Annotated in this window: 15 protein-coding genes; 8 read left to right on the top strand and 7 right to left on the bottom strand. The window is 48.7% G+C overall.

The features are described 5' to 3' along the window. Positions 1–89: 89 nt before the first annotated feature. Entirely contained in the window at positions 90–830 is a 741-nt protein-coding gene (locus SPIBUDDY_RS08420; protein WP_013607330.1) for an SDR family NAD(P)-dependent oxidoreductase, read from the top strand. 181 nt (positions 831–1,011) lie between these two features. Here SPIBUDDY_RS08420 and SPIBUDDY_RS08415 read toward each other — a convergent pair whose 3' ends face one another. The 6 genes from SPIBUDDY_RS08415 to SPIBUDDY_RS08390 all read right to left on the bottom strand — a co-directional run bounded on the left by SPIBUDDY_RS08415 (position 1,012) and on the right by SPIBUDDY_RS08390 (position 6,472). Continuing rightward, entirely contained in the window at positions 1,012–1,908 is an 897-nt protein-coding gene (locus SPIBUDDY_RS08415; RefSeq protein WP_013607329.1) for a dihydrodipicolinate synthase family protein, read from the bottom strand. Positions 1,909–1,927: 19 nt separating this feature from the next. After that, positions 1,928–2,881, bottom strand: coding sequence for an aldo/keto reductase (locus tag SPIBUDDY_RS08410; protein ID WP_013607328.1), 954 nt, complete (start codon positions 2,879–2,881; stop codon positions 1,928–1,930). Between the two features lie 12 nt (positions 2,882–2,893). Then, on the bottom strand, positions 2,894–4,183 hold the full coding sequence (locus SPIBUDDY_RS08405) for a TRAP transporter large permease (protein WP_013607327.1): 1,290 nt from the start codon (positions 4,181–4,183) through the stop codon (positions 2,894–2,896). A 3-nt stretch (positions 4,184–4,186) separates the two neighbouring features. Continuing rightward, positions 4,187–4,687, bottom strand: a complete 501-nt coding sequence (locus tag SPIBUDDY_RS08400; RefSeq protein ID WP_013607326.1) for a TRAP transporter small permease — start codon at positions 4,685–4,687, stop codon at positions 4,187–4,189. A gap of 74 nt (positions 4,688–4,761) precedes the next feature. Further along, on the bottom strand, positions 4,762–5,763 hold the full coding sequence (locus SPIBUDDY_RS08395; RefSeq protein WP_013607325.1) for a C4-dicarboxylate TRAP transporter substrate-binding protein: 1,002 nt from the start codon (positions 5,761–5,763) through the stop codon (positions 4,762–4,764). A gap of 55 nt (positions 5,764–5,818) precedes the next feature. Next, entirely contained in the window at positions 5,819–6,472 is a 654-nt protein-coding gene (locus tag SPIBUDDY_RS08390) for a GntR family transcriptional regulator (protein WP_013607324.1), read from the bottom strand. Positions 6,473–6,655: 183 nt separating this feature from the next. Between SPIBUDDY_RS08390 and arcC the strand changes: the two genes are divergently transcribed. Next, a complete protein-coding gene (arcC, locus tag SPIBUDDY_RS08385; protein ID WP_013607323.1) occupies positions 6,656–7,600 on the top strand; it encodes a carbamate kinase in 945 nt (314 codons plus the stop codon). Between the two features lie 7 nt (positions 7,601–7,607). After that, positions 7,608–8,150, top strand: coding sequence for a hypothetical protein (locus SPIBUDDY_RS08380; RefSeq protein ID WP_041380673.1), 543 nt, complete (start codon positions 7,608–7,610; stop codon positions 8,148–8,150). Here SPIBUDDY_RS08380 and SPIBUDDY_RS08375 read toward each other — a convergent pair. Continuing rightward, complete coding sequence (locus tag SPIBUDDY_RS08375) at positions 8,106–9,380, bottom strand: lipoprotein N-acyltransferase Lnb domain-containing protein (protein WP_041380671.1); 1,275 nt, start codon at positions 9,378–9,380, stop codon at positions 8,106–8,108. The two genes, SPIBUDDY_RS08380 and SPIBUDDY_RS08375, sit on opposite strands and share 45 nt — an antisense overlap. 85 nt (positions 9,381–9,465) lie before the next feature. Here SPIBUDDY_RS08375 and recO point away from each other — a divergent pair, with 85 nt between their 5' ends. From recO to serC, 5 genes are all read left to right on the top strand, one after another. After that, positions 9,466–10,221: a DNA repair protein RecO gene (gene recO / locus SPIBUDDY_RS08370; RefSeq protein ID WP_013607320.1), complete on the top strand. Its 756-nt coding sequence runs from the start codon at positions 9,466–9,468 to the stop codon at positions 10,219–10,221. Positions 10,222–10,297: 76 nt separating this feature from the next. Beyond that, positions 10,298–12,382: a single-stranded-DNA-specific exonuclease RecJ gene (gene recJ / locus SPIBUDDY_RS08365; protein ID WP_245523760.1), complete on the top strand. Its 2,085-nt coding sequence runs from the start codon at positions 10,298–10,300 to the stop codon at positions 12,380–12,382. A gap of 93 nt (positions 12,383–12,475) precedes the next feature. Further along, positions 12,476–12,685: a 30S ribosomal protein S21 gene (gene rpsU, locus SPIBUDDY_RS08360; protein ID WP_013607318.1), complete on the top strand. Its 210-nt coding sequence runs from the start codon at positions 12,476–12,478 to the stop codon at positions 12,683–12,685. 244 nt (positions 12,686–12,929) lie between these two features. Beyond that, positions 12,930–13,814, top strand: a complete 885-nt coding sequence (locus SPIBUDDY_RS08355; RefSeq protein WP_013607317.1) for an NAD(P)-dependent oxidoreductase — start codon at positions 12,930–12,932, stop codon at positions 13,812–13,814. Next, on the top strand, positions 13,814–14,896 hold the full coding sequence (gene serC, locus SPIBUDDY_RS08350; RefSeq protein ID WP_013607316.1) for a 3-phosphoserine/phosphohydroxythreonine transaminase: 1,083 nt from the start codon (positions 13,814–13,816) through the stop codon (positions 14,894–14,896). Before SPIBUDDY_RS08355 ends, serC begins: the two co-directional genes overlap by 1 nt. Positions 14,897–14,898 lie beyond the last annotated feature (2 nt).

Genomic DNA, 14,898 nt, shown 5'->3' with positions numbered 1-14,898 from the left:
AGCGAAAAGGGTGGGCAGGGTCAAATAGGGACGCAAACTGAAGAATTGTTCCCTGCTTTCTTGTATACTGTATTCCTAAGGAGTCAACGATGAGATTAGCAAACAAACGGGTGATTATCACTGGGGGGAATCGGGGAATCGGTAGAGCAATCACCGAGCGTTTTCTCAAAGAAGGGGCACGGGTGGCACTTCTTGTACGCCGTGATGTTTCTCCCTTCATCAAGGAACTTACCGATAAAGGGTATAGCGTACAGGCAAGGCAGACCGATATCACCGACTATGAGCAGGTGAAACAAGCTATTGATGCAATAGTCCAAGCATGGGGCGGCGTTGATATTCTGGTGAATAATGCAGCAATCATTTCCCGTGAGGGGGTATTGGATATGTCACTAAAGGCTTGGCATGAGGTAATGGATGTGAATGTCAATGCAGCTTTTTACTGCAGCAAGGCAGTAATTCCATATCTGAGTGCTCAGAGAAGCGGTACTATTCTGAACATCTCCTCCGTAGCTGCCAAATGCGGCGATATTACGGCAGCTCCGGCCTATGGGACTTCCAAGGGGGCCCTAACCACCTTCACCCGGTCCCTTGCCCGTCAGTTGGCACCGTACCAAGTTCGGGTAAATGCCATCGCTCCCCATGCCATTGTTACAGAAATGAGCGCTCAGTGGTCGGATGAGAAACGTAAGCAAGTTATCAGTGCCATTCCGCTCGGTCGCATGGGTACTGTTGAGGAAGTAGCCTCGACGGCGCTTTTCTTGGCAAGTAATGAAGCCTCGTTCATAACCGGTGAGACGGTCAATATCAATGGTGGGTATTTGATGGACTAATCAAAGAGGGCACACCGATCGGTATGCTCCTTCTGAAGAAAAAAGAAAAAGTAATAATAATATAAAAGAGAAAGAAAAAGAAAAAATAAAAGTCTTCAGTCCCGCCCTTTGCCCCTTGATGTATCATAGTATGCTCAGCTGGCGGGTTTTGGGGTGGGACTGAAGACAATCGTTCAAATTTCTAGTTCAATACTCCTGCTTGGATCAACGCCTTTTTCAGAAGTTCCTTGCTCTCAATGCTCATAGGACCAACGGGGGCGAAACAGGGACCGGCATCGATGCCCAAGAGCTCAAGGCTCTCCTTGAGGATGGTGGGGAAGGAACCCAGGTTGAAGGCCATTCTCACCGGGGCAATTCTGTACTGGGCCTCAAGTGATCCCGCTACATCACCGCTGACATACTTGTCATAGATGTCTGCCATCAGGCGTGGAGCAATGTTTGCACATGCTGTAATTGCACCATGACCACCATAACAGAGACAGGCATGAATCAGGGTATCCCGTCCACTCAGAACATAGAAAGGTTTCTCTGCCTGATAGGTATTGCGGATGTACTCGCTGGTCAGGGTAAAATCGCCGCTGCTGTCCTTAACCCCTACGATATTCTTAATCTTGGAAAGCTTCACCACAGTATCCACACCAATGTTCACATTGGTCTTTCCCACGTTGTTATAGAGCAACATCGGTAGCTTTGTGGAAGCAGCAATATCGGCATAATGTTGATAGAGTTCTGCCTGGGTGACGCTGATGAACATCGGTGTCAGCACGCTGATGGCATCGGCTCCCGCTTCCTCGGCCATTTGGGCGTAGCCTACGGCCTCGGCGGTGGTAATGCCGTTTACCCCGGCATACACGGGGACCCGTCCTTTCGCCTCATCGATGCAGATTTGGAATGCATCGCGACGTTGTTCTGGTGAAAACCCGTAGAATTCACCGGAAGTGCCGACTACAAACAGTCCATGCACTCCTCCATCGATCATATAGTTGACCAGCTTGCGTAGTCCTTTCTCGTGGATCTTATAGTCAGCTGTCAACGGGGTAACCATTGCAGTGATAATACCTTTTGCTTCGAAATTCATAGGTGTATGGTACTCCTTGCTATTGTAAGAACTCTTCGTTCTTTTTCGTTTCATAGGTTTTGAACAGCTCAGTCTTCTTAATGGCTTCGATAAGGTTCTGTTCTTCCTCGCTCATGTGCAAGTCCTCGAGAATGGATGCAGAATCATAGAGATGCTCTGCCTTTCCTGTTCCGTAGACAATACTCGATACTTCATCGAAGGAGTAAACCCACTTCATGGCTGCATGGGCGAGCAATGTCTTATTCTCAATACCTGCTTCCTTGGCCATCTCAAAGAGGGAGCCTTTCATGAAAGCCTCTCTTGCAACTACACCCATACCGAGTTTCGCAGCTTCTTTGAATACTCGTTTTGTACCCTGGTGATCTGCAAGGTTGAAATTGATGTAGACTACATCGAAACTGCCGGTGGCAATCTGCTTGAGGTAGGTGCTCTCCCCGCTGAAGGTATCGGCACATGCGAAGCGAATGAGGCCTTCCTTCTTGAGGTGTTCGATATTGTAGGAAATCTTTGCCAAGTACTCAGGATCGTGCTCAAGAGCACTTTTCATGAAAGCAAAGTTGAAAAAGTCGATACTGTCACGTCTGAGCAACTTGAGAATTCTCACAGCCTCGGCTTTGAGGGTCTGGTAGTCGGCCATTTTCTTGTTGTGCTCATCGTAGGTGTAGACAAACCCTTCGGGTCGGGTCTGGATATATACCGGGTAGGGTGGAGGAAGTTCAAGGAAGTTCCTACCTAACGCATCCTTCTCCGAGTCATGGGTCACATCATAGAAGTTTATGCCCAGGTCATAGGAAGCCTTGAGGATGTTCTTGCGGTTCTCTCCCCCGAAACCGGGGAAGATGTATCCAGCTGTGATGGCCTTCTCAAAGTCCTCGTTGAAACCTCTGGACTTATGATTGGGTAGGTATTCATGGCCTCCCATGCTGATCATGGAGATATCGATGCCGGACTTTCCAAGTGTTTTGTATTTCATCTCTACAGCTCCTTAGCTGGCTACGCCGTACAGCATGTTCGGCAAGAAGAGGATGACATCGGGGATAGCAAGGAGCAGTACTCCCACGAGAATGGTGACGATGAAGAAAGGAATGCTTTCTTTCAGATATTCAGACATCGGTACACCAAGAATTCCGTTGACAATGTACATGGCTATACCTACCGGTGGAGTAAGAATGCCCATGGTGACGATGATGCTGGTCACAACACCGAAGAGAACCGGGTCGATACCGATGGTACGGACGATCGGCATGAGAATCGGGGTGAGCAGAAGGATGACGATCGAGCCGTCCATGAACATGCCGAAGATGACATAGAGGAAGAATACGATGCCCATTACGACAAACTGGCTGTTGGTGAAACCGGTGATCAGGGTGGTTAATTTCTGGGGAATTTGGTCCATCGGGATGCCGTAGGCAAAGACTGCGCTCATGGAAATCATGAACATAATTCCACCGATATCCCTGATGGCTTCCTTGAGGGTAGCAATCAGGCTCTTGATGGTCATTTCCTTGTATACGAAGAAACCCACAATGAGTGCATACACGCAAGCAAATGCACCGACCTCAGAGGGGGTGAACAAGCCCATTCTCAAGCTTCCAATCAGAACAATCGGGAAAATCAAGGCCCAGATGGTATCTTTCAAGGAAAGAACAATTTCTTTGATGGATGCACGATGCTCACGGGCTTTAGGGAACTTACGAAAGCGTGCAGTAATTGCTACGGTAATCATGAATGCTGCCATCATAATCAAACCGCTCATAATACCGGCAGAGAACAATCTTCCGATGGAAACCTCGCCAACCGTTCCGTAAAGTATCATGCCGACTCCAGGAGGAATGGTGGAGGTAATCAAGCTTGTGAAGCCGATTACCACGGCGGTATACCCGCGGGGATACTTTTGCTTGAGCATTTCAGGTCCAAGAATACGCGCTTCCATGGCCGCATCGGCATTGGAGGAGCCGGAGCAGCCACCCATAAGGGTGCTCAGAACAACGCTGACCTGCGCCATTCCTCCGCGCATATGGCCGGCAAGTTGCATGGCAAGCTTGATCAGGCGGGTGGTGATTCCCGAGCTGTTCATCAGGCTTCCTGCAAAAATGAACAACGGGACTGCCAACAATGTCACACTTTGTGTTTGGCTGATCGGCAGCTGCACAACGGTTGCCAAGGGCAGTTCCATATGTTGCAGAAAATAGAATATCCCGGAGATACCCAGGGAAAAACCTACGGGGACTCCGATGAAGAGCAGCAACAGGAATATAAGTAATACAAGAATCATGTCTTACCTCACTTCTTTTGAGCCGACGGCACTGTCATTTTTCAGAAGATTACGAATTTTTAAACAGGTGGTGATGATCATGAAAACCGAAGGAATGGGCATACTCAAGGTCGCCCAGGTATAGCTCATAAAGGGAATACCCTGGAAGGTACGGAACCTGGATGAGTATGCGAGGTAGAAACCGTAGTAGACCATAAGAAAGAGGAAGAGAAGAATGAGTATATAAATGACTAATTGCAAAATTTTCTTTGTTTTGGGTTTGAGAAATTGTTGAAAAATCTCGACGTTGACCATTTTGTCATCCCGAAGGGCAGTATCAGCACCTACGTAGACTGACCAGGTGAACATCAGTAAGGCAAGATCGAGCCCCCAGTTGATTGGAAAGCCAATGGTTCTGAGGATTGCTGCAAAGGTAAGGATGAAGACCGTGGAGATGAGCAGGACAGCCCCGACGGCAAGTTCGATATCGCAGAACTTTTTATAAGCTTTTGCTATACGGTTCATGATTAACCTCGTTGAAACGTGAAGACATCGGCCTGCAATCTATCTGATTGCAGGCCAAAGAAGCTGGTGTTCTCTTATTTCCCGAGTTCAGCGTAGACTGCAGCTTTTGCAGCATCCAAACCGAGTGCCTTATAGGCAGCTTCGCCGGAAGCCTTGAAAGCGGCAACATCAAGATCGCTGTGCGGGATGTAGGTCATGCCCTGGTCGATCATGAACTGGCGGTCTGCTTCAGCATTCTTGAGCAGAATGTTGGAAGCAACCAAACCGGCCTTGTTACACTCTTCGATCAGGATCTGCTGATAGTCGGCGGGCAGCTTGTTGAACCAAGCAGCACTGACAACCATGACGTTCAGCTGGAAAATGTGCTGGGTTTCAACAATGTAATCTGCAACCTCATACACCTTCAGCTGTTTTGCTGCGGCATAGGGGAGCTCACAACCATCAACAACTTTGGTCTGGATGCCGTTGTACAGCTCACCATATGCCAGTGCGACTGCCTTGCTGCCAAGGGAGTTGACAGTTGCAAGCCATGCCGGAGCGTTTGCAGTTCTGATCAAGCTGTTGCGCAGCTCTGCAGGGCTCTTTCCAGGCTTGTTGGTGAAAATGTTGCGGAATCCCTGTACCCATGCGTACGATACAACCTTGATCTGGTGCTGCTTCTCGAGCTGGTCGACCCAACCCTTTACGACTTTGGAATCGAGCAGTTTCTCTACATCATCAATGCCACCAAGGAAGAACGGCATGTACAGTATACCCCATTCCTTGACATAGTTGCCAAGACGGGCGGGGTCGGTCTGCCAACCAACGTTGGAGCCAAGGCGAATTTGTTCAAGAACGTCTTCCTCGACACCGAGTTGGGCGCTGGGATAGACCTCAATCTTCAACTTGCCATTGGTTCTGGCTGCTACAGCCTTCGACCATTCCAAATACTGCTTGTTGAATGTGTCCTCAGGAGTGAGCACATGGCCGAATCTCAGCACATACTCTTGGTCGGGTTTTGCTTCGACTGTTCCTTGAGCAAAGACGGGCATCAGCAGCAGTGCTGCGAGTGCCATAATCAGGATACTTTTCTTCATAATAATCCTCCACGATGTATTGTTAGGGCCATATAACGACCCCTGAAGCAGAATCTTAGGCGTAAAAGGAGGTCAGAGACGTAAGATAGGTGTCAGCCAATGCCTTGCACGTATTACTCAGGTGCTGGTCCATCAGTTGTTCACACAAATCCGCGTCACGTTTTTCCAGGGCATCCAATATCTTGAGGTGATCTTGGCGTGAATTTTCCTCGATTGCAGTCCTGTTTTTGGTTAGATTTCTGGTGAGTTTCATCAACGATGAAAGTTTGTAGGTGAATTCCTTGAGGTAACGATTCCCTGCAAGTTCAATCAGATAATCATGTACCTCATTGCCGACGGCGATCGCTTTGCTTCCTCCATCCTTATCGATATCCAGACCGAGAAGCTTAGCCCTAAGTTCTTGGATCCTCACATCGATATCAGGGGCTTTGGTAAAACAAGCATAGCGGGCACAGGCTCCCTCGATGGCTCTCCGGGCATTGAAAATTTCTACCACATCCTGAAACGAAAACTGGCGAACCTGATAACCGCGATTCTGTTGCACGGTAATCAGACCAAGCAGAACCAACTTATTCAGCACCTCGCGAATAGGAGTTCTGGAAAGCCCATATTCACTACTGAGGTCGCGTTCGACCAACCAGGCTCCGGGAAGGAACTCTTCAGAGATGATGCGTTGCTGCAAATCAAGGAGAACTTCTGTTTTTGTCATGCACTCCCTCGTAGTATCCCAGTGGTATACCACCAGAATACCATGCTTGGGGAAGCTGTCAAGAAAAATTTTTGAAAAAGGTGGAAATACCGCAGAGACCAAGAAAATCTGTTGCAATTTGTTGCAGACATGCTATGATTGAGACGTAGACTCAATGTCTCTGCACAGAAGGAAGGAACCTATATGGATAGCAAACTTATTGTAATAGCCATCGGCGGGAACTCATTGATAGAGGACCCAAAACACGTCACCGTAGAAGCCCAATATGAGGCAGCTCGGAAGACTGCAGCGCATATTGCCAAACTGGTGAAAGCCGGTCACCGGGTGGTCATTGCCCATGGAAACGGACCGCAGGTTGGTTTCATTCTTCTCAGGGCGGAATTTTCCCGCTCCATATTGCACAGCGTTCCCTTGGATAGCTGTGTTGCCGACACGCAGGGAGCCATCGGGTATCAACTGCAGATGGCATTGAAGAATGAGTTTACAAAAATCGGGATGAATCCTGAAGTTGCAACGGTGGTTACCCAGGTTGAAGTCAGCGATGCAGACCCTTCCTTTGGCAAGCCTACCAAGCCGATCGGGTCCTTCATGACCAAGGATGATGCAGATTACCACAGCCAGCACGATAATTGGGTGTGCGTAGAGGATGCAGGCCGAGGATACCGCAGGGTTGTAGCCAGTCCGAAGCCAAAAGCCATTGTGGAACTTGAGACGATTCGCACCCTGTTGAACAATAAGGTTATTGTCATCGCCGGAGGTGGTGGTGGTATTCCTGTAGTACGTGATGAGAATGGTATGCTCAGCGGCAGGGAAGCGGTCATTGACAAGGACCTTGCAGCCGCCCTGATGGCCAAGCAGTTGAAGGCCGATCTCTTTGTCATTTCAACAGCCGTTGAGAAAGTATGCCTGAACTACGGCAAACCCAATCAGAAGACGTTGGATACCATTACCGTCAACGAAGCCGAACAGTACATCACCGAAGGGCATTTTGCTCCTGGCAGTATGCTTCCAAAGGTGCAGGCCATCGTAGATTTCGTTCGCTCTACCGGTAATGTCGGCCTGATCACCGATCCTGCCAACCTGTATGGCGCCCTGTACGAAGGTAAAGGTACGAAGATTGTCCTCTAAGAAGCCGATGTTTCCCAACCTCCGCAGTGCCATCGTCAGCATTGCGGTGGTTGGTTTGCTTAGTGTGTTCGCGCTGTTTGCCATCGACCGTAACAATGTCAATCGTCTGGGCAGCTACCAGAAACAAGCGCTCGGGGATCTGCAAAAGGTACGGTCGCATATTGCCTTGCGTTTTGATTACGCCAAGGCTCTTTCAGCGTTGCTTGAGCAGAATGGACATGAAGCAAGTCTCGATTCGGTGGTGGGTGAGTTTGAAAAGGAGCAATCGGTTGCCGACCTAACTGCAAGGTATCTGCTCTTGGATGAAGCATTGGGATTGTTGCAAAGAAATCTTTACGCCGATCCTGCATACTTGTCCTATGCACCCTATTTTGAAAAAATGTATGAAGAGGAACTTGCCTTATCGGATGCACTTCTTTCCTATCATACAAAAGCTGAGTATTTCAACAGGCAAAAGCATGCGTTTCCTGCCTTGATTGTTGCCAATCGACTTGAGATGGAGGACCTAGCGCTTTTCACCCTTGCTCCTGCTTTGAAAGGCCGACCCTAATATATAGGTAGGAAGCAGGACTGCAATGGTTCTCAGGTTGTCCTGCAGGGCAAATGCGGGAACGAACCATTTGAGCACAAGTAACACCAGCATGATTGCAGAGCAGTAGGCCAAAAACCTGGAGCTCTGCTTTTTTTGTATCAGGAAGCTGAAAGCGGGAATCAACAGCAAGGGATTCAAAAAGAGAATGTTTTCATTGAAGTAGGTCATATCCATATCGGAAAATACCATCATAAAGAGTAGCAGCGAGCCCAATGCGGCCAGGCCAACCATCAACAGGCCGAAAGCTACTCGTCTAAGAGCAGGAAATTTTTTTCCGATAAGCCCAAGAAGCAAGGCAAGGCTAAGGCCGAAGAGCCAATACGCCCAGTCATAGTTGACCAATTTGTTTCCCACGGTGAATCGGATGTTCTCTTCGGATGTATCCTGTAAAATGTGTTCTTCAGCAACCAGTCTTGTACCGTCTGCATACGTGAAATCCACAACTGCTTGGTGAAGTTTTTCAGGCAGGAACAGCTCGTCATAGCGATTCAGCCGGGTATCGATGATTCTGCTTTGGAGGGTGTCGAGCACCCAGAAGAGTGCAGGACTGTGTATCAGGTTCTGCATGGTCAGCTGACGATAGCTGCCTTGTGAGGGGACTATGCTTGCCCAAGCGCTGAACTCTCCATGGGTCGCAAAGTCAATGATATCGCGGATTCTTGTCGCGCAGTTGTCATAATAAAAGTGGTAGAGATAGGTGCTGTATTCAGTCTTGATGTTTTTTTGCAGGAAGGCGATGAGCGCAAATTTTGCTTCCTTGGGGAAATTCAGTTCAACAATTTTGACATCGCGCATCTCATCGATGGCTTCTTGGATGCGCCAGGACGCCTCGCTTGCCACCACATAGTAATACATTCTTCCCCGTGCGAAATTCAGATAGAAATTTTCTTGGTCATAGTCAAAGATTCCCCAGTCATACATGATCTGCGTCCCTGAAGGTTGCTTTACGATGAGGGCGGAGTGGCCGAACCAGGCATACAGGGGATCTCCCGGCCCTACCGTCATAAGAGAAATCGAGGTCTGGTCGACCCAACTCTCTTGATTGGCAGCCAAGGGCTTGAGGAAATCGATTTTGGAAAGCTCTTGTGTGCTGTCAAAGGGCTGCTCTACTTCTTGGGGGATTATGCTGTAAGCCGACAGCGAAAAGCACAGAAGTACTAGGTATAGGCTGAGGATGGTCCGTTTCATTGCCGATAGCATATCACAGAGCTGCTCAGCTTCCAACCAGTTGATTTTTTACCTTGTTCCCTCTACTCTAGTTTTTGGAGGGTCCATGGAGCGTAATGTATCGTCTTTGGCTATCGTCTTGCACAGTCAGCGGCACGGTCAGCTGAATCGACGACTGAAGCTTCTCAGTGTGGACTTCGGGATCATTGATGTTATCAGCTATGGGGCACGTAAGTCACTGAAGTCGGTAAAGGCCGAAGTTTTTACGGATGCACAGTTTTTCCTCTACTATAATCCAGTAAAGAAGGATTATACGCTCAAGGATGCCCAGGTTGTAGCCACGCACGATGATATCAGGGATGACTTGTCTCGTACGTATTGTGCCCTATTTTTCTGTGAGTTGCTGCTCAAGACCAATGGAGGAGAGAGTGCAGGGGAGTATCAATTGTTGAGCACTGCTTTGGATATGCTTACTGCATTTCCAAAGCGAACCGATCAGATACTTATCCAATTCGTCCACCGGCTGACCGACTTGCTTGGCCTTCGTACCGATTTGACCAGCTGCCCCATCTGTGAACGGTTGTACGGGGAAAAAGAGATCCTCAGTTTTTCCTCTTCCCTTTCCTGTCCCTGTTGCAGCGCATGCGCATCGCTTGATTCTGGTATGTTGCTCCCCCCTGGGGCACGCCGATATTTAGTGCTCACCTCCAAGTTGGGATATGAAGAGAGTGTACTCGTACCCCTGAGTCCGACTGCCACCCAACGGATCAAGAACTACCTACTCAGGTATGCTCAGATCATAACCGGTGGAACACTCAAAACCTTGTCTGCAGGCATCCTTCAGGAAGGAGCAGACCAATGATTGGCAAAATAAATAGAAAGGTTGTATATACATGGTTTGGAATAAGTCTCCCGTCTCCGCTCAGGAGATACGGCGTTTGCATGAACAGTATGGTCTGGATATGCTCAGTGCATCCATTCTCGTCAGAAGAGGACAGGTCTCCAGCGAGCAAGTAAAGTTTTTTTTGGAGCAAGAGTTAACGTATTTACATAATCCCTTCCTCTTCGATGACATGGAGGAAGTGGTGGATCGCATCAATGAAGCAATCGTTGAGGGCGAGAAGGTATGTGTGGTCGGGGACCGCGATGTGGATGGGATTACCAGCACCGCCTTGTTGGTGCAGGAACTCAGGACCATGGGGCTTGAGGTCGGCTATCAGTTGCCCGAGGGAGACGATCCCTACGGCATGACCCTGCGTGGTGTGGATAAGGCATACGAGGACAAGGTGACGTTGATGATCACTGTCGACTGCGGTATTTCCAACTTCGCAGAGATCGCCCATGCCCATAGCCTTGGAATCGACACGATTGTATTGGACCACCACATCAGCGGCGATACGCTGCCCCCGGCCTTGGCCATTATCGATCCCAAAATGCCGGGTTCGGGGTATCCCTTCGAGCATCTGGCCGGTTGTGGGGTGGTAGCCAAGGTAATCTGGGCTCTACGCTTCAGCCAGACTGATTTCTACCGGGAGGAATGCATCCTGCTTCACGCCCAGCCTGGACACGATACAATTATCATCCAAGCGATGCGTATCCAAAACCTGTTGGTCATCGATCGGGTGATAGAAGAAATAAACCCGGGTTTGCTGCCTCCTTCCCAAAGCAAGGCTTTGGCCTTTCTTTCGTGCGGCTTGCCTATTTTGGTACTCGATGCCCAAGCAGAATTGGTGCAGCTGAAACAAGCATTCTCCAAAAAAATTGATATTCATGTGGTGGATATGCGTTCACAAATGGAAGCTGTGATGCCTGTCATGAAGAACAAGGGTCTGTTCGCCCTTTCCAATATCAGCAGGGCCATCAAGTACTCTCCTTTCGGCAAGGATGAGCTGCAGGTTCTCTTTACCTTGTTTGTAGCCTATTGCATGAAGCGCTATCCCGGTCTGGATACTGAATATGAGTCGATTCTTGACTTGGTTGCCATTGGTACCGTTGCAGATCTTATGCCGATGGAGGATGAGAACCGCATAATGGTCAAGCGTGGGTTGAAGGTTTTGGCCCAAGGTAGAAGAGAATCTCTGATGCCTCTGTTCTCCATGCAGAACCTTCTTGGAAAACAACTTTCAACCAGCGATATCTCCTGGCAGATCAGTCCAGTCATCAATGCCTCCGGAAGAATGGGGAAGCCATCCGTTGCGTTGGAAATGATGCTCAGTAACGATATTTCCCAAACAGAGGAGCTGGCCGGTCAACTCCTCAGGCTCAACAAGGAGCGGCAGAAGCTTGGAGAGGAAGCCTGGGATCGAATGCTCAAAATGGCAAAGGACAGCTTTGAGGCTACCGGCTCCAAGCTGGTGGTTGTTGAGGATTCCACGTTGTCACGAGGGATTACCGGTGTTATGGCAAGTCGGCTGCTTAAGCAGTTCAATGCTCCTGCCATCGTACTTGCAACGGTAGCGGAGGGAAGGGTCAGTGCTTCGATGCGAAGCCCGGACTCGTTCAATGCCCGTGATTTTCTCAGTCGTTTCAGTGATTTGTTTCTTGACTTCGGCGGCCATGCCTGTGCCGGCGGCTTTTCCATGGATATTTCTCAGCTGGAGATTTTCAAAAAGCGGGTTATGGACGAGATTGATTCCATGGACTGCCTGCCTGAAGAAGTTGCAGAGATCAACATCGATTGCACCCTGCCTGAGGCATATATGACTCCCGACATCATCAAGGTAGTCGAGTTCTTTGAACCCTACGGGGAGAAGAATACTCCTCTGGTCTTTTTGATGGAAGGGGCGGTTATTGAGAACATACAAATCATGAACAATAAAAACGGTTCGGTGCAGCATGTAAAAATGACGCTTGCTTTCGGAGAGTACAAGTGGCCGGCTTTATATTGGAATGCTGCCGACCGTATCGGCAAGGATTTTGATGTTGGGACCAGCGTGGATATAGCCTTCAGGCTCGGCAGGAATTACTTTCGTAATCAGGAAACATTGCAGATTACGATTCTGGACCTAAAGCCGTCAAATTGAAGCGTGAAATGTACTTGACACGGAGGGCCTGTTTCGGGCAATCTAGTTCAGGTGAAAACGAACCCAGTAATAGGGAAGGGGGGTGATTAATATATGGCATTCGTAAAAGTAGACGACAATGAACCTCTTGAAAAGTCAATCAAGCGTTTTAAGCGCATGGTTGAGAAAGAAGGTATCATCCGCGAATGGAAGAAGCGGGAGTACTTTGAAAAGCCCTCCACCATCCTTAACAGGAAAAAGAAAGCTCTTGCACGCAAGCAGATGAAGAAGGTGCGCAAGCTCCATGGCACAAAAGGCTTTTAATTAGTATGCAAACCGCCGGTCTCCGGCGGTTTGTTGCTTGTTGGGGTACTTGCATTGCAAAGTTTCGCTAGGAAATGCTATCAATTCTTCCTATCCGGAAACATTTACCCCTAATTTTTATTAATACGTCATATTTTGTAAAATAAATTAGACAAAATGCATATTTTTGGTGTACAATTCCCTCATACAAACGTGCAAGGGGTTACAACCCGTTGCCAACTAGCAAAGAGAGGAAAGAAACGCCATGCTAATTCTGATTTCTGATGCTTTTGATGCTTCACTTCCCCAAAAGCTCAAATCGTTCGGAGAAGTAACTACTGACAAGAATCGGCTGAGTGAGGCACATGTTGTGCTGGTGCGCAGCAAGACCAAGTGTACAAAAGAGTACATCGACCAAGCCCCGAATCTAAAGTTGATCATCCGCGGTGGTGTTGGTATCGACAACATTGACAAACCGTATGCAGAGAGCAAAGGAATTATTGTTCGCAATACTCCCAAATCCTCGGCGATTGCCGTGGCGGAGCTTGCTTTTGCCCTGATGCTGAGTACTCCCAACAATTTGGTTGCCTACCACAATGGCATGAAGAGGGGAGAATGGCTGAAGAATCTCAAGCGTACCGAGCTGTACGGCAAGACTTTGTGCCTCTTTGGTATCGGTAATATTGCTTCCAAGGTTGCCGAACGTGCAAAGGCTTTTGGCATGACGGTCGTAGCATATGACAAATATGTCTCTTCTTCCCCCTTGGCAAAGATGGTAGGAACCCCTGAGGAAGCAGTAGCTGATGCTGACTACATCTCCTTGCATCTTCCTTTGACCGATGAGACTCGCGGTATGGTAAACAAGACTTTGATTTCCCACTGCAAGAAGCAGCCGGTGGTCATCAATACCGGTCGTGGACTTTGTGTGGATGCCCAGGATATGGTAGCAGCCCTCGCTGATGGCAGCGTCGCCTGGTATTGTACCGATGTGTATCCCTCCGACCCCCCCAGTGAAGACTATCCGATTCTCAAAGCTGAACGGGTGACGCTCACCCCCCATGTCGGTGCCAATAGTGAAGAGAACCTCGACCGTATTGGTGAGGAAACGTATGAAATCATGGATGAGTTGCAGAAGGGAGGAAAGATCTAATGGAACGCAAGAAAAATTATTTTGCCGGCCCCTCGGTGATGCCGGTTGAGGTATTGGAGAAGCTTCGGGACCAGATGGTCGAATACAACAACCAAGGCTTGTCCATGATTGAAGCCAGCCATCGCGGTGGTATGTTCGAGGATATGTACGACGATTGTCTTGCCTTGTTCAAGGAACTGCTGGGCATCAGTGATGAGTATGATGTGTATTTCCTCGGTGGTGGAGCCACCTTGCAATTTACCATGATTCCCATGAACTTTTTGCGTCCCGGTACCGTTGCTGACTACATTCGCAGTGGCACTTGGTCCAACAAGGCCGCCGATGATGCCGAGAAGCTGGGCAAGGTACATTACTATTATGATGGCAAGGCCAACAAATATACCTCACTGCCGGATGCCAAGAGTGTGAAGCCGAGCAAGGATTCAAGCTACTTGTACCTCTGTTCGAATGAAACAATCGGGGGCATTGAATGGCAGGATTGGCCTGATACCGGTTCAGTTCCTCTTATCGCCGACATGTCCAGCGACATTTTCAGCCGCCCGGTGCCTGTGGATAAGTTCGACATGATCTATGGCGGGGTACAGAAGAATCTGGGTCCTGCAGGGGCTACCTTCATTATTATGAAGAAGTCATTGCTTGAGAAACAGAACTCCAATCTTACCGCTTATATGGATTATAGCCTGCACAGCAAGGAAAAGGGATTGTACAACACTCCTCCTGTATTTACCATCTGGACGGTGAAGCTCATGCTGGAATGGATTAAGTCAAACGGCGGGACCTTGGGCATGCAGAAGAGAGCACTCGAGAAGAGCAAGTTGATTTATGATGTCATCGATTCTTCTTCCTTCTTCCTCAGTCCTGTCGATCCTACTTTCCGTTCAAAAATGAACCTGGTATTCCGCCTTCCCAGCGAAGAGCTTGAGGAACAGTTCCTTGGTGAAGCAAAGAAGCATGGAATGCTTGGCTTGAAGGGACACCGCTCTGTTGGAGGTTTGCGTGCTAGTCTGTACAATGCGCTTCCTGTCGAAGACGTGGTTGCCCTTGCTCAGTTCATGAAGGAATTCGAAAGGAAAAACGGGTGATA

Origin of the sequence: Sphaerochaeta globosa str. Buddy (genome assembly GCF_000190435.1) — a bacterium.
Classification (GTDB): domain Bacteria; phylum Spirochaetota; class Spirochaetia; order Sphaerochaetales; family Sphaerochaetaceae; genus Sphaerochaeta; species Sphaerochaeta globosa.
This window is presented reverse-complemented; position numbering and strand designations above follow the sequence as displayed.

Bases quoted from the DNA above. Each gene is read 5' to 3' on its own strand.
- SPIBUDDY_RS08420 (WP_013607330.1), top strand. From the start codon at position 90: ATGAGATTAGCAAACAAACGGGTGATTATCACTGGGGGGAATCGGGGA.
- SPIBUDDY_RS08415 (WP_013607329.1), bottom strand. From the start codon at position 1,908: ATGAATTTCGAAGCAAAAGGTATTATCACTGCAATGGTTACCCCGTTG.
- SPIBUDDY_RS08410 (WP_013607328.1), bottom strand. From the start codon at position 2,881: ATGAAATACAAAACACTTGGAAAGTCCGGCATCGATATCTCCATGATC.
- SPIBUDDY_RS08405 (WP_013607327.1), bottom strand. From the start codon at position 4,183: ATGATTCTTGTATTACTTATATTCCTGTTGCTGCTCTTCATCGGAGTC.
- SPIBUDDY_RS08400 (WP_013607326.1), bottom strand. From the start codon at position 4,687: ATGAACCGTATAGCAAAAGCTTATAAAAAGTTCTGCGATATCGAACTT.
- SPIBUDDY_RS08395 (WP_013607325.1), bottom strand. From the start codon at position 5,763: ATGAAGAAAAGTATCCTGATTATGGCACTCGCAGCACTGCTGCTGATG.
- SPIBUDDY_RS08390 (WP_013607324.1), bottom strand. From the start codon at position 6,472: ATGACAAAAACAGAAGTTCTCCTTGATTTGCAGCAACGCATCATCTCT.
- arcC (WP_013607323.1), top strand. From the start codon at position 6,656: ATGGATAGCAAACTTATTGTAATAGCCATCGGCGGGAACTCATTGATA.
- SPIBUDDY_RS08380 (WP_041380673.1), top strand. From the start codon at position 7,608: ATGTTTCCCAACCTCCGCAGTGCCATCGTCAGCATTGCGGTGGTTGGT.
- SPIBUDDY_RS08375 (WP_041380671.1), bottom strand. From the start codon at position 9,380: ATGAAACGGACCATCCTCAGCCTATACCTAGTACTTCTGTGCTTTTCG.
- recO (WP_013607320.1), top strand. From the start codon at position 9,466: ATGGAGCGTAATGTATCGTCTTTGGCTATCGTCTTGCACAGTCAGCGG.
- rpsU (WP_013607318.1), top strand. From the start codon at position 12,476: ATGGCATTCGTAAAAGTAGACGACAATGAACCTCTTGAAAAGTCAATC.
- SPIBUDDY_RS08355 (WP_013607317.1), top strand. From the start codon at position 12,930: ATGCTAATTCTGATTTCTGATGCTTTTGATGCTTCACTTCCCCAAAAG.
- serC (WP_013607316.1), top strand. From the start codon at position 13,814: ATGGAACGCAAGAAAAATTATTTTGCCGGCCCCTCGGTGATGCCGGTT.